The sequence below is a fragment of the Blastococcus mobilis genome (assembly GCF_900188025.1).
In the GTDB taxonomy this organism is placed as follows: domain Bacteria; phylum Actinomycetota; class Actinomycetes; order Mycobacteriales; family Geodermatophilaceae; genus Blastococcus_B; species Blastococcus_B mobilis.
The window spans coordinates 55,586-75,136 of the sequence record NZ_FZNO01000016.1; the positions used below are offsets into that span (position 1 = coordinate 55,586).

Annotated in this window: 21 protein-coding genes; 11 read left to right on the forward strand and 10 right to left on the reverse strand. The window is 71.2% G+C overall.

The window, feature by feature from the left end:
- Window positions 1–51: 51 nt before the first annotated feature.
- Window positions 52–1,704, reverse strand: a complete 1,653-nt coding sequence (locus CHB94_RS14860; RefSeq protein ID WP_217899314.1) for a peptide ABC transporter substrate-binding protein — start codon at window positions 1,702–1,704, stop codon at window positions 52–54.
- A 379-nt stretch (window positions 1,705–2,083) separates the two neighbouring features.
- On the opposite strand from CHB94_RS14860, the gene CHB94_RS14865 reads away from it, so the two are divergent.
- Window positions 2,084–2,254 (forward strand): CsbD family protein, encoded by a 171-nt coding sequence (locus CHB94_RS14865; RefSeq protein ID WP_089337406.1) that lies wholly within the window; start codon window positions 2,084–2,086, stop codon window positions 2,252–2,254.
- Window positions 2,255–2,376: 122 nt separating this feature from the next.
- On the opposite strand, the gene CHB94_RS14870 is transcribed toward CHB94_RS14865, so the two are convergent.
- Window positions 2,377–3,138, reverse strand: a complete 762-nt coding sequence (locus CHB94_RS14870) for a (deoxy)nucleoside triphosphate pyrophosphohydrolase (protein WP_217899315.1) — start codon at window positions 3,136–3,138, stop codon at window positions 2,377–2,379.
- 79 nt (window positions 3,139–3,217) lie between these two features.
- On the opposite strand from CHB94_RS14870, the gene CHB94_RS14875 reads away from it, so the two are divergent.
- The 6 genes from CHB94_RS14875 to CHB94_RS14895 all read left to right on the forward strand — a co-directional run bounded on the left by CHB94_RS14875 (window position 3,218) and on the right by CHB94_RS14895 (window position 7,517).
- The gene (locus tag CHB94_RS14875; RefSeq protein ID WP_089337346.1) at window positions 3,218–3,691 is read left to right on the forward strand and encodes an RrF2 family transcriptional regulator; all 474 of its coding nucleotides are present in this window, start codon (window positions 3,218–3,220) and stop codon (window positions 3,689–3,691) included.
- 50 nt (window positions 3,692–3,741) lie between these two features.
- Complete coding sequence (cysC, locus tag CHB94_RS14880) at window positions 3,742–4,293, forward strand: adenylyl-sulfate kinase (protein ID WP_089337347.1); 552 nt, start codon at window positions 3,742–3,744, stop codon at window positions 4,291–4,293.
- A 228-nt stretch (window positions 4,294–4,521) separates the two neighbouring features.
- Window positions 4,522–6,195 carry a nitrite/sulfite reductase gene (locus CHB94_RS14885; RefSeq protein WP_176445573.1) on the forward strand — a complete coding sequence of 558 codons (1,674 nt, stop codon included), beginning with the start codon at window positions 4,522–4,524 and terminating at the stop codon, window positions 6,193–6,195.
- A gap of 2 nt (window positions 6,196–6,197) precedes the next feature.
- The gene (locus CHB94_RS24565; RefSeq protein ID WP_141137513.1) at window positions 6,198–6,368 is read left to right on the forward strand and encodes an Insertion element protein; all 171 of its coding nucleotides are present in this window, start codon (window positions 6,198–6,200) and stop codon (window positions 6,366–6,368) included.
- The gene (locus CHB94_RS14890) at window positions 6,365–7,081 is read left to right on the forward strand and encodes a phosphoadenylyl-sulfate reductase (protein ID WP_254920661.1); all 717 of its coding nucleotides are present in this window, start codon (window positions 6,365–6,367) and stop codon (window positions 7,079–7,081) included. The genes CHB94_RS24565 and CHB94_RS14890 overlap by 4 nt, the downstream gene beginning before the upstream one ends.
- Before the next feature lie 142 nt (window positions 7,082–7,223).
- Complete coding sequence (locus CHB94_RS14895; protein WP_089337348.1) at window positions 7,224–7,517, forward strand: 4a-hydroxytetrahydrobiopterin dehydratase; 294 nt, start codon at window positions 7,224–7,226, stop codon at window positions 7,515–7,517.
- Window positions 7,518–7,647: 130 nt separating this feature from the next.
- Here CHB94_RS14895 and CHB94_RS14900 read toward each other — a convergent pair whose 3' ends face one another.
- The 3 genes from CHB94_RS14900 to CHB94_RS14910 all read right to left on the reverse strand — a co-directional run bounded on the left by CHB94_RS14900 (window position 7,648) and on the right by CHB94_RS14910 (window position 11,259).
- Entirely contained in the window at window positions 7,648–9,876 is a 2,229-nt protein-coding gene (locus CHB94_RS14900) for a PhoX family protein (RefSeq protein ID WP_089337349.1), read from the reverse strand.
- Window positions 9,877–10,027: 151 nt separating this feature from the next.
- On the reverse strand, window positions 10,028–10,420 hold the full coding sequence (locus CHB94_RS14905) for a DUF3037 domain-containing protein (RefSeq protein WP_089337350.1): 393 nt from the start codon (window positions 10,418–10,420) through the stop codon (window positions 10,028–10,030).
- A complete protein-coding gene (locus CHB94_RS14910) occupies window positions 10,417–11,259 on the reverse strand; it encodes a HipA family kinase (protein WP_089337351.1) in 843 nt (280 codons plus the stop codon). The genes CHB94_RS14905 and CHB94_RS14910 overlap by 4 nt, the downstream gene beginning before the upstream one ends.
- A gap of 73 nt (window positions 11,260–11,332) precedes the next feature.
- Between CHB94_RS14910 and CHB94_RS14915 the strand changes: the two genes are divergently transcribed.
- Complete coding sequence (locus CHB94_RS14915; RefSeq protein WP_089337352.1) at window positions 11,333–11,878, forward strand: DUF1990 domain-containing protein; 546 nt, start codon at window positions 11,333–11,335, stop codon at window positions 11,876–11,878.
- Between the two features lie 71 nt (window positions 11,879–11,949).
- On the opposite strand, the gene CHB94_RS14920 is transcribed toward CHB94_RS14915, so the two are convergent.
- The 4 genes from CHB94_RS14920 to CHB94_RS14935 form a co-directional block, all read right to left on the reverse strand.
- On the reverse strand, window positions 11,950–12,771 hold the full coding sequence (locus CHB94_RS14920) for a formate/nitrite transporter family protein (RefSeq protein WP_254920663.1): 822 nt from the start codon (window positions 12,769–12,771) through the stop codon (window positions 11,950–11,952).
- Between the two features lie 94 nt (window positions 12,772–12,865).
- A complete protein-coding gene (locus CHB94_RS14925) occupies window positions 12,866–13,366 on the reverse strand; it encodes a hypothetical protein (RefSeq protein ID WP_089337354.1) in 501 nt (166 codons plus the stop codon).
- Between the two features lie 125 nt (window positions 13,367–13,491).
- Entirely contained in the window at window positions 13,492–14,142 is a 651-nt protein-coding gene (locus CHB94_RS14930; protein WP_254920665.1) for an FAD-binding oxidoreductase, read from the reverse strand.
- A 178-nt stretch (window positions 14,143–14,320) separates the two neighbouring features.
- Window positions 14,321–14,929 carry a sulfite oxidase-like oxidoreductase gene (locus CHB94_RS14935; protein WP_089337355.1) on the reverse strand — a complete coding sequence of 203 codons (609 nt, stop codon included), beginning with the start codon at window positions 14,927–14,929 and terminating at the stop codon, window positions 14,321–14,323.
- A 199-nt stretch (window positions 14,930–15,128) separates the two neighbouring features.
- Between CHB94_RS14935 and CHB94_RS14940 the strand changes: the two genes are divergently transcribed.
- Genes CHB94_RS14940 through CHB94_RS14950 form a run of 3 tightly spaced genes read left to right on the forward strand, consistent with a single transcriptional unit; the run spans window position 15,129 to window position 18,575 of the window.
- Window positions 15,129–15,791 carry a succinate dehydrogenase cytochrome b subunit gene (locus tag CHB94_RS14940; RefSeq protein ID WP_254920666.1) on the forward strand — a complete coding sequence of 221 codons (663 nt, stop codon included), beginning with the start codon at window positions 15,129–15,131 and terminating at the stop codon, window positions 15,789–15,791.
- A gap of 19 nt (window positions 15,792–15,810) precedes the next feature.
- Complete coding sequence (locus CHB94_RS14945; protein ID WP_089337357.1) at window positions 15,811–17,757, forward strand: fumarate reductase/succinate dehydrogenase flavoprotein subunit; 1,947 nt, start codon at window positions 15,811–15,813, stop codon at window positions 17,755–17,757.
- The gene (locus tag CHB94_RS14950; protein ID WP_254920667.1) at window positions 17,754–18,575 is read left to right on the forward strand and encodes a succinate dehydrogenase/fumarate reductase iron-sulfur subunit; all 822 of its coding nucleotides are present in this window, start codon (window positions 17,754–17,756) and stop codon (window positions 18,573–18,575) included. Before CHB94_RS14945 ends, CHB94_RS14950 begins: the two co-directional genes overlap by 4 nt.
- Window positions 18,576–18,643: 68 nt before the next feature.
- On the opposite strand, the gene CHB94_RS14955 is transcribed toward CHB94_RS14950, so the two are convergent.
- Window positions 18,644–19,516, reverse strand: coding sequence for a glycoside hydrolase family 25 domain-containing protein (locus tag CHB94_RS14955; RefSeq protein ID WP_141137514.1), 873 nt, complete (start codon window positions 19,514–19,516; stop codon window positions 18,644–18,646).
- Window positions 19,517–19,551: the final 35 nt, after the last annotated feature.

Sequence of the window (19,551 nt, forward strand, 5' to 3'; positions counted from 1 at the left end):
TGCCCGGTCGGGGCAGGCACCCCCGGCGGCTGCCGTACGGTGCGCGCGACGTCAGCTGTTGACGGTGACGTCCGCGGTGCGGATGTGGCCGAAGACGTCGATGACCACGTTGCTCACGTTCTCGGAGTGAACGGCCTGCTCGAGCTCGAAGAACATCGGGATCACCGGCATGTCCTCCAGAAGGAGGTCCTCCGCCTGGTTGTAGAACTCGATGGCCTCCTCGTTGCTACCCGCCGAGTTGCCCTGCTCGATGAGCTCGTCGAACTCGGGGTTGGAGTAGAACGTCGTGTTCGAGCCCGCCGGGGCCAAGGCGTCGGTGGAGTACAGCGGCTCGAGGTAGTTCTGCGGGCTGGGGTAGTCCATGCTCCAGCCGAGGCGGAACGGGCCGGTCATGCCCTTCTCGTCCTGCAGCGGCAGGTACTCGGCGAAGTCCAGCTCGCCCCGCAGGACGTACTCGACGCCGATGTTCTCCCGCAGCTGGTTGCCGACCGCCTGGATGTAGGCGTCGTGACCGGCACCGGCGTTGAACCACAGCTCGATCGGCTGGCTCTTGTCGAAGCCGGCCTCCTCGAGCAGCTCGTTGGCGCGGTCCACGTCGAGGGTGCAGTACTCGCAGGCGCCCTCGCGGTAGCCCTCGACCACCGGAGCGACGACCGAGTCGGCCGGCGTCCGCCCGCCGCTGAAGATCGCCTCGGCGATCGCCTCACGGTCGATGGCCATGGACAGGGCCTGCCGCACCCGCGGGTCGGCGTAGCGCTCCTGGTAGAGCGGGATGCCCAGGTACTGGAACCCGGACGACGGCGCCTCCAGGAAGCGGTCGCCGAACTCGTCGCCCACGGACGTCAGCGCGTCCGGGGGCACGTCGGGAAGCACGTCGAGGTTGCCGCCCTGCACGTCCGTGTAGGCCGTGGCCTGGTCGGCGTAGACCCGGAACTCCACCGAGTCGGCCTGGGCGGCCTGCTCGCCGGCGTAGTCCTCGTAGCGGGTCAGGGTGAACCCGGTGCCGGGGACGAACTCCTCCTCGGCCTGGAACGGGCCGTTGCCGATCGGCTTGGTGCCGGCGGCCTCCGGGTCCTCGAAGAAGGCCTCCGGCTGCGGGAAGAAGGCCGTGTAGCCCACCGTCACCGGGAACTGGGCGAACGGGCTCGACAGCGTGACCTCGAAGGTCTTGTCGTCGACCACCTTGAGGCCGCTCATCTCCGTGGCGGCCGGCTCACCGGTCACGTTGCCGGCGTCGTCGGTGGGCGCCTGGAGGTCGTCGTAGCCCTGGATGTTCGAGAAGAAGTAGGAACCACCCTGCGCGTTCGTGCTCAGGGCCGTGTAGTTCCACGCGTCGACGAACGACTCGGACGTCACCGGGGTGCCGTCGTGGAAGGTCCAGCCGTCGTTCAGCGTGATCGTCCACGTGGTGTTGTCGTCGGACTCGATCGACTCGGCGACGCCGGTGTACTCGACCGCACCGTCCGCCGCGTACTGGACGAGACCGGTCCACAGGGACTCGAGGACCTGCGCACCCTCGCTCTCCGTGGTGTTCCCGGGAACCAGCGGGTTCTCGGGCTCACCGATGTAGATGCTGAAGGTGCCGCCACTCTCGGCAGCACCTCCCTCCTCGGTGCCCTCGTCGCTGCCGCCACAGGCGGTCATCAGCAGCGCGGCGGCGATGGCCGTCGCGACGAGCGAACTACTGCGCTTGCTCAACTTCACGTTGCAAGGCCTCCCTCGTCCCGCATGTGCGGGGGGAACGGACAGGTCGATCCGCGCCCAGCAGTGGGCTGTCGGATGACTGATTGGTCACGAGCGGAACGCACCCGAGAGGCCGGTGACGGCCTCCCCGGTACGACGGGTGGACCCTAGGCCCGCCCCGAAGAGAGTGTCCACGTACGTCATCGAGTTGTGACCTCGGCTTAGGGGTTGCACCCCAACTGTAACTTCGCTCACACCGCGAAGCCGCGGTCGGCCGGTCCTGCGTTCTCTCGACGTCCCGGGCCGGACGGTTCGCGACTGGGCGGGCCCGCCGGTTCAGCCGTCGTCACCGCGGGTACGTGTTCGTCCGGCACGGACATCCACCAGAGGAGTGCTCCAGATGAGTGGCATCGACAAGATGAAGAACAAGGCCGAGGAACTCTCGGGCCACGGCAAGGAATCCGTCGGCGAGGCCACCGGCGACCGCGACCTGCAGGCCGAGGGCGAGAAGGACCAGGCCAAGGGCAACCTCAAGCAGGCCGGCGAGAAGGTCAAGGACGCCTTCAAGTAACTCTCCTCCCCGCACGACCACGACGGGCGCCGCTCCCTCCGGGACGGCGTCCGTCGCCGTTTCGGGGACTTTCTGTACCGGAAGTCCCCGAGCGGCCTGGGACTTCCGGTACAGGAAGTCCCTCAGGGGCGGGTGAGGAGGGTCCGGACGGCGGGGAGCAGGGGCCGGTCCGCGGGGATCCAGTCGAGGGCCTCCAACTCGTCGGCCCGGACCCACCGCAGCGCGGCGTGCTCGTGCGCGACGGGGGTCCCGCCCCCCAGCCGGGCCGACCAGACCCGCAGCGTCGAGCTGCCCGGGGCGCCCCCGCCGACCACGCCGTCGAGCAGCACCTCCCCCACGAAGGTCTGCGGCACCACCTCGACACCGAGTTCCTCGGCGATCTCGCGCACCAGGGCCGCGAGGTCGGACTCCCCCCGCTCCACCTTGCCGCCCGGGAACTCCCAGAGCCCGTCGTACGGCCCGCCCGACCGCTGGGCCACGAGCACGCGTCCCTCGTCGACGATCGCGGCGCCCACCACCTGCAGGACGTCCAGTGCCCGGCGCTCGGCGGCGGCCGCGTAGGCGTCCAGGTGCGACCGCATCGCCCGCAGGATGCGGCGGCGGAGCACGACGCGGTCCAGGAGTCGACCGAGCACCCCGGGGACGCCGGTCTCCCAGTCGACCTGCTCGTCGACCAGCGTGCCGGTGCCGGTGGCGGTGAAGCGTCGGGAGTGGGTCAGCCAGCGCCAGCTCGAACCAGGGCCGACGGCGTGGACGTCGCGGTACGGGCGGACCGAGACCACCTCCTCGAGGGGGCTCCCCCACGGCCGGCCGAGCGTCCGCGCCACGTCGAAGGCGACGGTGAGGGGTGCCTCCACCAAGGTGGTGAAACGCAGCTGGGACACGGTCCCACCCTCCCAGAGCAGGCAGGATGGGCCCCGCACGACCCGGCAGACGGAGCCCTGCAGGACAGAAGGAGCGCAGTTGCGCATCACCGCCCGCGTGGACTACGCCGTCCGCGCCGCCCTCGAACTGGCCGCCGTGGCCCCCGAGGCGCTGACCGCCGAGCGCATCGCGACGACCCAGGGCATCCCGTCCCGCTTCCTGCAGACGATCCTCGGCGACCTCCAGCACGCCCGCCTGGTGACCAGCCAGCGTGGGCGCGAGGGCGGCTACCGGTTGGCCCTGCCGCCGTCGGAGATCTCCATCGCGCGGGTCATGCGGGTCGAGCAGGGCTTCCTCGCCGAGGTGCACGGGAAGCGCCCGGAGGACGTCGCGTACCCGGGTGCCGCCTCGACGCTGGCCAGCGTGTGGGTGGCCGCCCGGGAGGGCTACCGGCGGGTGCTCGAGGAGGTCACGCTGGCCGACGTCGTCGCCGGGAAGCTCCCCGCCCACGCCGCCGAGCTCGTCGCGCTCGAGGACGCCTGGCGCTCGTTCGGCGACGCCCCCGGCGCCTGACCGGCACCCCTCCGGAACCGGGTACGGCGTCCCTCCGGAACACTGGCGGCATGCCCGATCCGCACGCGCCCGGCGTCACCGTCTTCCTGACCGGCCTCTCGGGCGCGGGAAAGTCCACGGTCGCCGACGCCCTCGTGGCCCGGTTGGAGGCGGAGGGCCGGACGGTGACGGTCCTGGACGGCGACGTCGTCCGCACCCATCTGTCCAGCGAGCTGTCGTTCTCCCGCGAGCACCGGGACCTCAACATCCGCCGGATCGGCTGGGTCGCCGGCGAGGTGGTCAGGCACGGGGGCACCGTGGTCGTCGCGGCCATCGCCCCCTACGACGCTGCCCGCGAGGAGGCACGCGCGCTCGTGGAGAAGCACGGCCGGTTCGTCCTCGTGCACCTCTCGACGCCGCTGGAGGTCTGCGAGCAACGCGACGTCAAGGGCCTGTACGCCAAGGCGCGGGCCGGCGAGCTCCCCCGCTTCACCGGCGTCAGCGACCCGTACGAGCCGCCGGCCCGGGCGGAGCTGACCGTCGACACGTCGGTGACCCCGCTGGAGGAGTCCGTCGTCCGGATCCGGGCCGCCATGGACGGCGCCGCCCCCCTCGTCGGCTGAGTCACGCACCAGATCGATCGGGATATGGGAGGATCGGGCGCATGACGGACCGCGGCAGCCTCCTCGTCGCGCGTCTGCACATCGACCTGGCGCTCGTCTCCAGCGCCGCCTGTCGCGCTCCGCGCTGACCCCGGTCCCCGCGCAGGCCTCCCTGCGTCCCCGATCTGCAGCGCCCTCGTCCCCGGCCGGCGCCGCGGCGGGACGGAGAGCGCAGGAAGAAGTACCACTGTGACCACCCCCACCCGTACCAGCAACCGTCCCCAGCGTGGGGAAGGCCAGTGGGCGCTCGGTTACCGGGAGCCGCTCAACCCGAACGAGCGGATGAAGAAGGACTCCGACGGCCTCGAGGTGCGTCAGCGGATCCTCGACATCTACTCGAAGTCCGGGTTCGATAGCATCGACCCCGGTGACCTCCGCGGCCGGATGCGCTGGATGGGCCTCTACACCCAGCGCGCCCAGGGCATCCCGGGCGGGAAGACCGCCGTGCTGGAGCCTGAGGAGCTCGAGGACTCCTACTTCATGCTGCGGGTCCGCATCGACGGCGGCCAGCTGTCGGCCGACCAGCTGCGGGCGATCGGCGGGATCAGCACCGACTTCGGCCGGGACGTCGCCGACGTGACCGACCGCCAGAACGTCCAGCTGCACTGGATCCGCATCGAGGACGTCCCCGCGATCTGGGACCGCCTGGGTGCCGTCGGCCTCGGCACGATGGAGGCCTGCGGCGACACCCCGCGGGTCATGCTCAACTGCCCGCTGGCCGGGATCCTCGAGGACGAGGTCATCGACGCCACGGACGTGATCGCCGAGACGGTCGAGAAGTACGTCGGCAGCCCCGAGTTCAGCAACCTGCCCCGCAAGTGGAAGACCTCCATGTCCGGGTGCGTGGACCACTGCACCGGTCACGAGATCAACGACGTCTCCTTCGTCGGCGTCGTCAACGAGGACGGCGAGGCGGGCTACGACCTCTGGGTCGGCGGCGGCCTGTCGACCAACCCCAAGCTCGCCCAGCGGATCGGCGTCTTCGTCCGGCCGGACCAGGTGACCGACGTGTGGGCGGCGTGCACCAGCGTCTTCCGTGACTACGGCTACCGCCGGCAGCGCAACCGCGCGCGGATCAAGTTCCTCATGGCCGACTGGGGCCCGGACAGGTTCCGCCAGGTGCTGCAGGACGAGTACCTGCACGAGGCGCTCCCCGACGGCCCGGCGCCGGCGCCGGCCAAGCACGACCAGCGCGACCACGTCGGGGTCATGAAGCAGAAGGACGGCGCCAACGCCGTCGGCTTCGCCCTCCGGACCGGCCGCATCAGCGGCAGCCTGCTGGCGACCGTCGCCGACCTCGCCGAGCGCTACGGCGGGGGACGCGTCCGGACGACGGCGCAGCAGAAGCTGGTCATCCTCGACGTGCCGGACGAGAACGTGGAGGAGCTGGTCGCGGCCCTGGCCCGGCACGACCTGCAGGTGCGTCCGAGCGCCTTCCGTCGCGGCACGATGGCCTGCACCGGCCTGGAGTTCTGCAAGCTGGCGATCGTCGAGACCAAGCAGCACGCGCAGGACCTCTACGCCGAGCTGGAGAAGCGGCTGCCCGAGTTCGACGAGCCGATCTCGATCAACGTCAACGGCTGCCCGAACAGCTGCGCCCGCTTCCAGACCGCCGACATCGGCTTCAAGGGCTCGATGGTCCGAGACGAGTCCGGCGAGATGGTGGAGGGCTTCCAGGTGCACCTGGGCGGACACCTGGGGATCGACGCCGCGTTCGGCCGCAAGTTCCGCGGTCACAAGGTGACCAAGGCCGAGACCGCCGACTACTGCGAGCGGGTGCTGCGCGGCTACCTGGAGCACCGGGCACCCGGCGAGCGCTTCGCCGCGTATGTCGCGCGGGCCGAGGAAGCCTGGCTCGTCTGACCATGACCGACGACCAGCCCACGGGAAGGACCCGGCAACTGCCGGTGTTCCACTGCCCGTACTGCGGGGACGAGGAGCTGACCCCCTATGGGGACTCCTCCGATGGGTGGCGTTGCGGCGCCTGCCTGCGGGCCTTCTCCGTCCGCCTGATCGCAACAGGGGTGCACGAGTGACCATCACGACGCCGGAGACCGCCGGTCCGGAGCTGGCCGCAGCGGCCGACGCCCGGTTCGAGGGGATCGCCGACCCGGTCGAGCAGGCGCTCGCCGTGCTGCGCTGGGCCGGGGAGACCTTCGGCGCGGAGTTCGCGATCACCTCCTCGATGGCCGATGGGCTGCTCGCCCACCTGGCCGGCCGGGCGATCCCCGGTGTCAACGTGATCTTCCTGGACACCGGCTACCACTTCGCCGAGACCATCGGCACCCGCGACTGGATCACCTCCGTCCTGCCGATCACCCTGGTCAACGTCACCCCACCGCAGACCGTCGCCGAGCAGGACCTCTCCTTCGGGCCGCGGCTCCACGAGCGCGACCCCGACCTCTGCTGCTCCCTGCGAAAGGTGAAGCCGCTCGCCGAGACCCTCGCCAACTACTCGGCCTGGGGTTCGGGCATCCGCCGCGATGAGTCGCCCACCCGGGCCGACACGTTGCTGGTCGACTGGGACGCCAAGCGCGGCATGGTCAAGGTCAACCCGATCGCCGCCTGGACGCAGGGCGTCGTCGACGCCTACATCGCCGAGCACCAGATTCCGGTGAACCCGCTGTTCGAGCTGGGCTACGGCTCGATCGGCTGCGCACCCTGCACCCGCCCGGTCGCGCCCGGCGAGGACGCGCGCGCCGGCCGCTGGGCCGGCAAGAACAAGATCGAGTGCGGCATCCACAGCTGATCGAAGGACCTCCGGAAGGACCTCGCTGCCCCCCACCGCTCGCACGCTCGCGTCGGGACCCTGCACCGAGGCCATCGGACGACGCGCTCCGCACGCCGCGGGTCCCTGGGACAAGGCCGCTCCAGCACGTCACCATAGGGCGGTGCCCCGGCCGCCGCGTCTGTCCCCCGACGAGCTGTCGCGTGCGCTGAGCGAGCTGCCGCTGTGGTCGGGGGACACCGGCGGGATCCGACGCACCATCGAGCTGCCGAGCTTCCGGGACGCCGTCGCCGCGATCGACGCGATGGCCGACGTCGCCGAGGAGATGGACCACCACCCCGACATCGACCTGCGCTGGCGGACGGTGCACCTGAACGTCGTGACCCACTCGGCCGGCGGGGTCACCGACCTCGACCTCCAGCTGGCCCGGCGGATCGACGCCCTGCTCCCGGGCTGACTACAGCGGCTGTAAACGCCTGCTCGGGTGGCAGTCGGCCGAAACTTCCGCCTCGCGAGGGGCGGCCGCTGTCATGGCGCCGGACGATGCTCCCCCGGACGAGGGCGCCCGGCGCCATGATCAGGCGGGGTCAGCTGCCGACGCGGCCGCCGTCCTCGCGGTAGGCCACAGCGACGCTAGGCCGAGGGAACGGACGCTCCTGCCGGCGGTCGGGCCAGGTGCTGGACGGGGCCTCCCGCGTCGAGCCCGTCGTCTCTCCAGGGTGCTGCACGGAGACGAAGACCGACCGGGCGTCCCGCGTGATCAAGGGACCGCTGCACTCGGCCCCCAGCGGCACGGTGAGGAATGCCTTGAGATGGCCGCGCTCGAGGCCGGCGGTCGGCACCGCGAACAGCCCGTCGTTGGCGCCCCCGACGGTGCCCTCCCCCTGGTTCACGCGGGACAGGACGCTGCCGTCCGTGGAGATCCAGAGGTTGCCGGCGGGGTCGAACTCCAGGTTGTCCGGGCAGGAGATGGCGCTGACCTTCGACTTGTCGTACCCGGCGAAGTACGTCTCGGGGCGCTGGGGATCCCCCGCCACCAGGAAGATCCGCCACTCGAACGCCTCGCCGGCAGCCCCCTGGGTCTCCCGCCACTCGATGACGTGACCGTTGCGGTTGCCCTTCTCCTCCCGGTACCTGCCCGCCCCCTGCTCGTCGGTCGAGAACGCGTAGGAGCGGTTGAGCGGGTTGGCCTCGTCGGCAACGGTCCGATTCGAGTTGTTGGTGAGGGCGGCGTAGACGTAGCCGTTCACCGGGTTGACCTGGATGTCCTCGGGCCGGTCCATCTTCGTCGGCACCTTCGATGCATCGACGACCTTCTCCGGGGTGGTGAGGTCCCCCTGGGCGTCGAGCTCCTTGCCGAGCCGGTCGGCGGCCAGCCGGGTGAAGGTCAGTACCCAGGCGACGTCCTTGCCCGGGATCATCGAGCGGCCGTCCTTGACCAGGGGGATCCACTGGCCGGTGCCGTCGAACTCGCCGTCGCTGGGCAACCGGCCGCTGCCGTCGATCTCCGAGCCCGGCGAGTCACCGGTGAAGCGCGCGACGTAGAGGTCGCCCTCGTCGAGCAGGGTGAGGTTGTGGGCGCGGGACGCGCGGTCGGTTCCGGACCTGTACCGCTTCTTCGACACGAACTTGTAGATGTAGTCGAACCGTTCGTCGTCCCCCGAGTAGGCCACGACCCGACCGTCCTCGGCGATCTGGACGTTGGCGCCCTCGTGCTTGAACCGGCCGAGAGCCGTCCGCTTCTTCGGGGTCGAACTGGGGTCGTAGGGGTCCACCTCGACGACCCAGCCGAACCGGTTCACCTCGTTCGGTTCGCGGGCCAGGTCGAAGCGCGGGTCCACCTCGTCCCACCGGCGTCCGGCGGGCTTGGTGGTGCTGATGCCGTACCGGCTGTACCGCGGTTCCTGAGCGGTCTCGGTGACGGCGGTGGTGGCGCCGAAGTACTGGTTGAAGTTCTCCTCCCCGTGGAGGGTCGTGCCCCACGGAGTCATGCCGCCGGCACAGTTGTTGAGGGTGCCGAGGACGACGCGCCCGGTCGGGTCGGCGCTGGTCCTGACGTAGGGCGAGCCGGCGGCCGGTCCGGTGAGCTCCATCGGGGTGTCCGCGGTGATCCGGCGGTTGCGGTCCCCGTTGCGCACCGGCCGCCACTCGCCGGAGTTGCCGCGTCGCTTGACCTCGACCACCGAGATCCCGTGCGCCATCATCGCGATCCGCTTCTGCTCGGCGGTCGTGGGCGAACTCTCGCCGGTCACGCCGGAGAACATCAGCTGCTCGTTGGTGTACTCGTGGTTGACCACCAGGAGGAACCGGTCGCCGCGGTCGCCGAGCGGCAGGAAGCCGATGTAGTCGCAGTTGTAACCGAACTGCTTGGCCTGGGCCTCCGGCGTCTGCCGGTCGATGTCGAACTCGGGGGCGCCGCGCTCGACCGGGTCGCCCCACCGCATGACGACGGAGTACCGGTAGCCGGCCGGCGTCACCAGCTCGTCGAGCAGGTTCTGCTCGACCGGCTCGAAGGTCAGGGCCCCGCCGGAGCCTGCGGACCCGCCTCGTCGCGTTCGGTCGCCGGCCGCGGCCGTGCCGATGGGCCCAGCGGCCACCACGAGAGCGCTGACCCCGGCTGCCTTGAGCATGTTGCGCCGGCTGAACGTGGTCTGGACGACGTCGGCGAAGGTGGGGTTGTCGGTCTGGTTGGGGATGGCGGAGTCGCACGCGTTGCCGCACTTGTAGAAGCAGGTCGCGTGGCTCCGGCTGCCGTGGCGCACGGAGCCGAGGAAGGGCAGCAGCCCGCGGAACTTCGGTTCGACGATGTCGGTCATCACGAGCCTCTGGTAGGGAGCGGTTCCTCCGCACGCTAGGCACGGCAGCATGCCATGGGATGGACGTCGGATGAACCGCTGATGACCGCTGGTTCGCCTTCTGGAAACCGGGCGGCCCCCTCCGAGGCATGGCCGAGCGCCGCCGCAGCGGTCATCCCCCGACGGGCAGCACCAGCAGGCGGAGCAGGCGGTCGGCCTCGGCGTCGGGGTCCTCGGTCAGCCCGGTGTGCACCGGGCCGGGCTGGATGACCGTGCTGCGAGGGGCGGTCAGCCAGCGGAACCGCGAACCGAGCGCCTCGCGCCCCGCGGCACCGGCGCCCGGGGCCGCTGAGCACACGTCGGTGGCCGCCTGCAGCGCCCGGCCGATCGCGTCGGCGTCCGCGGTCGGGTCGAGGGCGTGCAGGCGGTGGACGTCGAGGTGCACCCGGGCACCCAGGTAGTCCCGCTGCCGGCAGTAGACGAGGACGCCGGCGTTCAGCGCCTCGCCCCGCTCGATCCGCGGGACGACGCGCAGGACGGCGTACTCGAAGGTGTCCCGCGTCATCGCTGGGTCATCCCCTCCGGCGGCGGCGGACCCAGCCAGGCCGGCCGGTTCTCACCCCGTGGCGCGCGACGACGGCCGCCACCGCCCGCCTCGGCCGCGGCCACCAGCGGCGGCAGCCACGCGTCGCGGGCGGCCAGCCGGGCCAGCAACTGGTCGACGTACCGGGTCCGCACCGCGTCGTCGTCGTCCTCCAGCCACTCGTCGGGCACCTGCGCCAGGACGTTCTCGAGCAGTGACCGGGTCACCCGGGAAGCCAGTGCCGCGTCGGCGGCCGGCACGTCGGGCTCGCACTCCAGCAGGGCGTGCGCGGACGCGTCGTAGGGGCGCGCGACCGCCGCTTCCGCGCCCGGCCAGTGGTGATGGAAGGTGAGCGCCGCGCCGTGGTCGATCAGCTGCAGGCGGCCGTGCCAGAACAACATGTTCGGATTCCGCCAGGAACGGTCGACGTTGCCGATCAGCGCGTCGAACCAGAGCACCCGCCCGGCGAGCTGCGGGTCGACGCCGTCGGCACCGGCCTCGAAGTCGAGGGCTCCGGGCAGGTAGTCCAGCCCCAGGTTGCGGCCGGCCGACCGCTGCAGCAGCTCCTGCACCTCGACGTCGGGCTCCCCCACTCCCAGTTCCGGGACGACGTCGACCGTGACCAGGGCCGGGACCGGCAGGTCGAGCGCGCGCGCCAGCTCGGCGCAGACGACCTCGGCGACGAGGACCTTCACCCCCTGGCCGGCGGCCCGCCACTTCACCACGTAGGTGCCGAGGTCGTCGGCCTCCATGAGCCCCGGCAGCGAGCCACCCTCGCGCAGCGGGGTGACGTAGCGGGTGGCGGTGACGGCGGGCAGCACAGTGCCGCCAAACCTAGCCGGTGCCGGAGACTCGGCCCGTGACCGACGAGATGCGCGCCTCCCGGCGGCCCTGATGGGGCTGCTAACGGCCACCGATCCCGCCCGCCTGCTCGACGCCCCGCTCACCTACTCCGCCGTCGGAACGGCCCGCTCCGGCGCGGTGCCCGACGGCTTCCGCGGCGCGCACCGGAGCGCCGTCGTCGGATCGGGCCGGGCCGACTTCGAGCGGGCGGCAGCTGCCGTCTTCGGCTGGCGGGCGCAGCGCGGCGCGGGCCTGCGCGTCCGGGCCACCGGTCCGAGCAGCGAGCCGGGCACGGTCGTCGTCCTCACCGCCGGCCTGCCCCGCCTCGGCTACGACATCCCGTGCCGCGTGGTGTGGGCGCGAACCGACGGTGACGAGCGCGGGTTCGCCTACGGAACCCTGCCCGGGCATCCGGAGAGCGGTGAGGAATGCTTCCTCGTCCGGCTGACGCCCGAGGGGGACGTGATCTACGAGATCCGCGTCTTCTTCCGGCTCGCCTCCACGGCGGCGCGGCTCGCCGGCCCGCTCAGCCTCCTGCCGCAGCGCCTGGCCACCGGCCGGTACGTCTCGGCCATCCGACGTGCGGCGCGAGGCTAGACGTCCCGCCGCCCGATCAGCACCTCGCCGACCACCCCGGGCCGGGCGCTTCCTGCGCGCGAGGCGTGCGCTCAGTGGCGTGCGCCCGCCTCGGCCCGTTCCCGCTGGATCAGCTCCTTGCTGCGCACCAGGCGCAGGAGCGTGACGACGAGCAGACCGCCGGCCACGTTGAGCAGGGTGGTGTACCAGAACCAGGCCAGCCAGTCGCCGTAGCCGAACGGGGCGCCGGCGTGCAGGGCGCCGAAGATGATCAGCGAGTCCAGGATGGAATGGAAGAGCACCAGCCCGGCCAACACGAAGGCGCCGCACACCGCCGCGACGATCTTTCCGACCTCGGTGTCGGCACCGTGCTGCATCCGGGTCATGAGCGTGATGGCGCTGCCGGCGAGGAAGGCGAGGCAGACCGACTGCAGGTTCAGCGGAGCGTCGACGAATGTCGTCGCCGACTCGACCGCCGTCGTCCCGAGCGGGGGCAGCGCCTGCACGATCAGCCACATGACCAGCCAGCCGCCCACCAGGTTGGCGACGAGCGTGCCGCCCCACAGCTTGGCCAGCTGGGCGGTTCGGGCCCGGCCGGCGACGACGGTGGTCACCGGCACGAGGAAGCCCTCGGTGAACAGCTCGCTCCGGGCCAGCAGCAGCGCGATGAAGCCGATGCTGAACGCGAGCCCGGCGAGGAGGTGACTGCCGGTCTCCGCGTAGACGGCCAGCAGGGCGAGGACACCCATCGCCACCTCGAGACCACCGGCCAGGCCGGTCGTCAGCACCTCGCGCCAGCTCCGGTGCAGCCGCTGCGCCCCCTCGTCCACGATGCGGTCGAAGGCCTGCGCGACCTCGTCCTCCGCGGGCGCATCGGTGGTGCCTAGCTCGGCGCGCTTCTCGTCCAGTTCCACCGTGCCTCCTCGGGTCGGACGCCGGGGCCGGGAACTGGGTCGACGCACGTCCTGGGGAGCCCCTACCCCGGAGACAGGTCCCACCACACCTGGCTCAGCGCTGCGGGGGCGCGCCGGGGCGGGCCCGGACGGCGTCCGGCGCATCGTCGACGAAGGGGATCCTGACGCTGTACTGCTGGTAGAGCTTGACGGCGTCCTGCACCGACAGGTGGCCGAACTGCAGCAGCGTGCCCAGCCCCTCCAGCTCGGCGTTCGCGGCCTCCGCGGCGCTGAGCCGGGCGACGTCGTCCTGGGACTTGCTGATGTTGGTCAACACCGCCGCGGCCACCGACACCAGGAGCGCGAGCAGGCAGAGGATCCGCCAGACGGCGGAGTCGCTCCCCAGCCCCAGCCCGTCCTGCGCCCAGGAGGTGAAGCCCTTCCCTCCGAAGGCCGGTCCGGCCGTGAAGACGGCGGCCAGGGCGCTCAGGACGATGATCACGTTCGCGCGCCGCCGGGTGCGCGGCCGGTGGACGCCGAGAAATGCCTGGACCGACGAGCGCCGCGCCTCGATGCGCCGCAGGAGGTCCCGACGGAGGTCCTCGTCATCGGCCATGAGCCGTCTCCCGCCTCGCGGTCACGCCACTGGGAGCGTAGCGAGGGAGGACGATCGGCGACGGGCTTCCCGTCGCCACCGCCCCACGGGCGGCTGACGTCCTCGGGGTCGGGGCCCGGCGGCCGTCAGCCGCTGGGCCCGAACCGCTCCACCCGGATGCCGGAGGGCGGCCAGCCCAGGCCCACGAGCAGCTGGCTCGCCGCCTCCGCGAAGGACGCCGAACCGCACACGTAAGCGATCTGGCCCGGCTCCCACAGGGGCACCAGTTCGGCGGCGGTCAGCCGGCCGGCCGGACGGATGCCGTGGGCCTCGCGGGTGAGCACGATCAGGGCACCGGCGTCCAGGAGCTCCCCGGTGTAGGGCAGCTCGGCCATCGTCCGGCTCGAGACGGCGATGCGCAGCAGATCGGCCCGGCCGATGGCGCGGGCGTGCCGGAGCATCGCCACGAACGGGACCACGCCGACGCCGCCGGCGATCAGCAGCGCCGGCGTCTCGCCGTCCCAGACGAACCAGCCGCCGATCGGCCCGCGGACCTCCAGCTCGTCACCGGGCTCGACCACGTCCGTGAGGTGCGTGGAGACCTCGCCGTCGTCCAGCCGCTCGACGAACAACTCCACCAGCGGGTCACCGGGCGCCGACGCCACCGAGTAGGAGCGCTGGGCGGTGTAGCCGTCCTCCGCCGTCAGCCGGACGACGTAGTGCTGGCCCGGCATGTGGTCGATCCGGTCGTGGACGTCGAGCCGCAGCTGCACCGCGCGCCGGATGGGACGGCGCACACCCGAGACCGTCGCCGTCCGCCAGGCGCCGCTGGGCGCATCGGGGACGCCGGTCCCCAGCAGAGCCCCGTCCCGAGGCTCGCCCCGAGCCTGCGAGGGGTCTGACGGCCTCGGCGCAGGGTCCCGCCGCGAGCGTGCGAGCGGTGGGGGGCGGGGAGGTCCTTCCGGGGGCCCTTTCTCAGTCACCCTGGTACCGCTGCTGCCGCCACGGGTCCCCCCGGTCGTGGTAGCCGTTCTGCTCCCAGAATCCCGGCTGGTCGCGGTTCATCAGCGTGAGCCTGCTGATCCACTTGGCGCTCTTCCAGAAGTACAGGTGCGGGACCAGCAGCCGGACCGGGCCCCCGTGCTCGACGGGCAGCGGCTTCCCGTCGAACTCCCAGACCACCCAGGCCTTGCCGCCGGTGACGTCCTCGAGCGACAGGTTCGTGGTGTAGCCGGTCCTCGACGTGGCCATGACGAAGTGCGCGTCGGCGGTGGGCCGGGCGGCCTCCAGCAGGGTGTCGACGCTGACGCCGCCGAACCGGGTGTCGAACTTCGACCACGTGGTGACGCAGTGGATGTCGCCCCGGTACTCCGAGGGCGGCAGCCGGTGCGCCTCGTCCCAGGTCCAGGAGGTGGGCGACTCGACCGCGCCGTCGACGGTGATGCTCCACGTCTCGGGGGCGATCCGCGGTGTCGGCTCGGCGGTGAGGACCGGCCAGTCCCCTCCGACGTCGTACTGACCGGGCGGCAGGCGGGGATCGCGGTCCCCGCGGCGGCCGAGAAATCCTCTGGTCGGTCCGGGCACGTCGTCGTCCTCCCCCGGGCGACCTGCGGCTTTCCGGCCGCGCCCCCGCCCGACGGCCGACCCTAGGCCTCGAGCCGCGGTGAGGACACCCTTACATGAGCTGTGTCACCTCGTGTTTACCTGGCCGCGAAGACGCCATGGACCTAGCTTTGTCCTCGTGGTGACGGTTACGGATTCGGTCCAGCGCAGGACCCCCAAGGTGGCGAAGACCAACTCGGTCTTCAAGAAGGTCGTCATGGCGGTCAGCGGCATCATCATGGTGCTGTTCCTGATCGCGCACATGATCGGCAACCTGCACATCTTCCAGGGCGCCGAGTCGTTCAACGAGTACTCGCACTGGCTGCGCCGCCTCGGGGAGCCGGCCCTGCCGCCCCGCACCCTGCTGACGACCATCGAGATCGTCCTGCTCGTGTCGGTGATCGCCCACATCTGGGCGGCCGTCTCGCTGTGGCGCCAGGCCAAGCGCGCGCGGCCCCAGGCCTACGTCACGAAGAAGTCGGTCGCTCAGAGCTACGCCTCCCGGACCCTGCGCTGGGGTGGCGTGATCATCGCGGGCTTCATCGTCTACCACATCCTCGACCTCACGTTCGGAGTCGCGAACGTGGCCGGCACCGAGGCGACGCCCTACGACCGCACGGTCGCGAGCTTCCAGAACCCGATCGCCACGGCGGTCTACGTGATCACGCTGATCCTGCTCGGCATGCACCTGCGCCACGGCATCTGGAGCGCCATGCAGACCCTCGGGCAGAGCAACCGGCGGCGCGAGCGCACGGTGAACGCCTTCGCGATCGTCTTCTCCACCCTCCTCATCGCCGGCTACCTCGTGGTGCCGGCCGCCGTCGTCTTCGGGCTCGTGGACTAAGGACAGGAACGCACCACTCATGCCTCTCGACCTCTTCAACGTCGGCGAGCCCATCGCCGACACCAAGGCCCCCATGGACGTTTCGATCGGCGAGCGCTGGAGCACCCGGCGCTTCCGCGGCCGTCTGGTCAACCCGGCGAACCGCCGCAAGATGACGATCATCGTGGTCGGCACCGGCCTGGCCGGCGGCTCGGCCGCCGCCACGCTCGGCGAGGCCGGCTACAAGGTCAAGTCGTTCTGGTACCAGGACAGCCCGCGTCGCGCGCACAGCGTCGCCGCGCAGGGCGGCATCAACGCCGCGAAGAACTACCGCAACGACGGCGACAGCGTGCACCGGCTGTTCTACGACACGGTCAAGGGCGGCGACTTCCGGTCGCGGGAGAACAACGTCCACCGCCTCGCCGAGGTCAGCGTCAACATCATCGACCAGTGCGTCGCCCAGGGCGTCCCCTTCGCCCGCGAGTACGGCGGCCTGCTCGACAACCGCTCCTTCGGTGGCACGCAGGTCTCGCGCACCTTCTACGCGCGCGGCCAGACGGGCCAGCAGCTGCTGTACGGCGCCTACCAGGCGCTGGAGCGGCAGATCGCGGCCGGCAACGTCGAGCAGCACGCCCGCACCGAGATGCTCGACCTGATCGTCGTCGACGGCCGTGCCCGGGGCATCGTCGCCCGCGACCTGGTCACCGGCGAGATCAGCACGCACTTCGCCGACGCCGTCGTCCTCGCCACGGGTGGGTACGGCAACGTCTTCTACCTGTCCACCAACGCCAAGGGCTCCAACGCCACGGCCATCTGGCGGGCGCACAAGAAGGGCGCGTACTTCGCCAACCCCTGCTACACCCAGATCCACCCGACCTGCATCCCGGTCAAGGGCGACTACCAGTCCAAGCTGACGCTGATGAGCGAGTCGCTGCGGAACGACGGCCGCGTGTGGGTGCCCAAGGAGCGCGGCGACAACCGTGACCCGCGGGAGATTCCCGAGTCCGAGCGCGACTACTACCTGGAGCGCATCTACCCGTCCTTCGGCAACCTGGTCCCCCGCGACATCGCGTCGCGGCAGGCGAAGAACGTCTGCGACGAGGGCCGCGGCGTGGGTGCCGGCGGGCTGGGCGTGTACCTCGACTTCGCCGAGGCCATCGAGCGGCTGGGCCGGCCGGCTGTCGAGGCCAAGTACGGCAACCTCTTCGACATGTACGCCCAGATCACGGGCGAGGACCCCTACTCGGTGCCGATGCGGATCTACCCCGCGGTGCACTACACGATGGGCGGCCTGTGGGTCGACTACGACCTGCAGTCCTCCATCCCCGGCATGTTCGTGATCGGCGAGGCCAACTTCTCCGACCACGGCGCCAACCGGCTGGGCGCCTCCGCGTTGATGCAGGGTCTGGCCGACGGCTACTTCGTCCTCCCCGCCACCATCACCGAGTACCTCGCCGACGGGCCCTTCGACAAGGTCACCGACGAGCACCCGGCCGCCGTCGAGGCCCTGCAGGGGGTCCAGACGCAGGTGCAGAAGCTGCTCGACATCAACGGCACGCGCACCCCGGCGTCCTTCCACCGGGAACTCGGCCAGCTGATGTGGGACATGTGCGGCATGGAGCGCTCCGAGGAGAGCCTGCGCAAGGCGCTCGACCGGATCCCGGAGATCCGGCAGGAGTTCTGGACCAACCTGAAGGTCACCGGCGACTGGCACTCCTTCAACCAGACCCTCGAGCACGCCGGCCGCGTGGCCGACTTCATCGAGCTCGCCGAGCTGATGTGCATCGACGCCCTGCACCGCCGCGAGAGCTGCGGCGGCCACTTCCGGGCGGAGAGCCAGACGCCGGAGGGCGAGGCCCTGCGCGACGACGAGAACTTCGCCTACGTGGCCGCCTGGGAGTGGACGCCGGAAGGCCAGCCTCCGGTGCTGCACAAGGAAGCCCTCGAGTACGAGTACGTCCACCTGGCCCAGCGGAGCTACAAGTGACAGCCACACGTGAGGGCGCCATGCAGTCCAGCGTCGGGAACCCCGCTGCCGAGAAGCGCGGCATGAACCTGACCCTGCGCATCTGGCGCCAGAAGGACCCGACGGTCAAGGGCAAGATGGTGACCTACAAGGTCACCGACATCTCCCCCGACATGTCGTTCCTCGAGATGCTCGACGTGCTCAACGAGCAGCTGATCCTGCAGGGTGACGACCCTGTCGCCTTCGACCACGACTGTCGCGAGGGCATCTGCGGCATGTGCGGCGTCATGATCAACGGCGAGGCGCACGGCCCCCAGCAGACGACCACGTGCCAGCTGCACATGCGCTCGTTCAAGGACGGCGACTCGATCGACATCGAGCCGTGGCGGGCCAGCCCCTTCCCGGTGATCAAGGACCTCGCCGTCGACCGGCGGGCGTTCGACCGGATCATCCAGGCCGGTGGCTACATCTCCGTCCCGACGGGAACCGCACCGGAGGCCCACTCCACGCCGGTGCCCAAGAAGGACTCCGACGCCGCGTTCGACGCCGCCACCTGCATCGGCTGCGGCGCCTGCGTGGCGGCCTGCCCGAACGCCTCCTCGATGCTCTTCACCGCCGCGAAGGTCACCCATCTCGGGCTGCTGCCGCAGGGCCAGCCCGAGCGCAACGACCGGGTGGTCAACATGGTCGCCCAGCAGGACCGTGAGGGCTTCGGCGGTTGCACCAACATCGGCGAGTGCTCGCACGCCTGCCCGAAGGGCATCTCGATGGAGACCATCTCCCGGCTCAACCACGACCTGCTCGGTGCCCTGCGCGCGGGAGCCCGCCCGAAGAGCTGAACGACCGCACGACCGGGAACGGGCGGGGACCCCTCGAGGGGTCCCCGCCCGTTCCTCGTCAGGGCTCGTCAGATGCAGGAGTGGTTGTAGTCGAAGTCCGACCAGTACTGCGTCATCTGCACGACACCGCCCGGGGTCAGCGGCGCCACGCCGCAGGTGGCCCGAGCAGCAGCCAGGGTGAACCCGGCCGGCCGCCAGTTGGGCAGGCCGTTCAGGCTGCTGGTGGCGCTCACACCCCGGCCCACGATGTGTCCCCACTGGTATCTCGTCGAGTAGAGACCCACCCCGCGGACGCCGATCGAGGTGAAGTACTCGGTCATCCCCTCCAGGACGGCGGCATTCCGGACCCGGCCGCCGGGGCTGTAGTCCCAGGTGTTGACGATCTCCACGTCCAGCCACCACATGTACCGCTCCGGACGGGCGATGCCGCGGATGGTCGCGTCGTCGCGGGCACGATCCCACCCGTACTGATACGCACATGCCCGGGAGTTCGATCCGTCACAGGCGCCGTAGCGGTTGCTGCCGGACCGCGGCCACGACGCGGCGCCACTGCCCGGGTTCCCGGTGTTCACGTACAGCTGGACCTTGTCGTGGACGGTGCCGCCGGTCGACCTGGCCGCCCAGGCCAGTTGGGTGGCCAGGCACGGATTGGTCGTGGTGGCCCTGCCTCCGTTGACGCCGACGATGGCGAAGGCCTGTCCGGTCGGCAGCGGCCGACCGCACTGGGGATAGGAGACGTCGACCCCCCGTGGTGGGGCCTCCACCGGCGCCGCCTGGGCCACGCCGGCACCCGGGACCACGGCGTGCACGGCGGTGACGAACAGGACCGCCGCCGCCCACGTGCGCCACCGTCGTCGCCTGCCGCCCTGCCCGGCTGGGGACGGGTCCTGCCGGCGGAAGAGGTGCAACCGGTGACGATCCGGCACGGTCGGGATGATCATGAACGGCTCCCCCACTCGGGCGCGTGGTCCTCGCA

What these genes read in the sequence shown, in the direction of transcription:
- CHB94_RS14865 (WP_089337406.1), top strand. Translation starts at nt 2,084, where the DNA reads ATGAGTGGCATCGACAAGATGAAGAACAAGGCCGAGGAACTCTCGGGC.
- cysC (WP_089337347.1), top strand. Translation starts at nt 3,742, where the DNA reads ATGCCCGATCCGCACGCGCCCGGCGTCACCGTCTTCCTGACCGGCCTC.
- CHB94_RS24565 (WP_141137513.1), top strand. Translation starts at nt 6,198, where the DNA reads ATGACCGACGACCAGCCCACGGGAAGGACCCGGCAACTGCCGGTGTTC.
- CHB94_RS14900 (WP_089337349.1), bottom strand. Translation starts at nt 9,876, where the DNA reads ATGACCGACATCGTCGAACCGAAGTTCCGCGGGCTGCTGCCCTTCCTC.
- CHB94_RS14905 (WP_089337350.1), bottom strand. Translation starts at nt 10,420, where the DNA reads ATGACGCGGGACACCTTCGAGTACGCCGTCCTGCGCGTCGTCCCGCGG.
- CHB94_RS14915 (WP_089337352.1), top strand. Translation starts at nt 11,333, where the DNA reads ATGGGGCTGCTAACGGCCACCGATCCCGCCCGCCTGCTCGACGCCCCG.
- CHB94_RS14925 (WP_089337354.1), bottom strand. Translation starts at nt 13,366, where the DNA reads ATGGCCGATGACGAGGACCTCCGTCGGGACCTCCTGCGGCGCATCGAG.
- CHB94_RS14945 (WP_089337357.1), top strand. Translation starts at nt 15,811, where the DNA reads ATGCCTCTCGACCTCTTCAACGTCGGCGAGCCCATCGCCGACACCAAG.
- CHB94_RS14955 (WP_141137514.1), bottom strand. Translation starts at nt 19,516, where the DNA reads ATGATCATCCCGACCGTGCCGGATCGTCACCGGTTGCACCTCTTCCGC.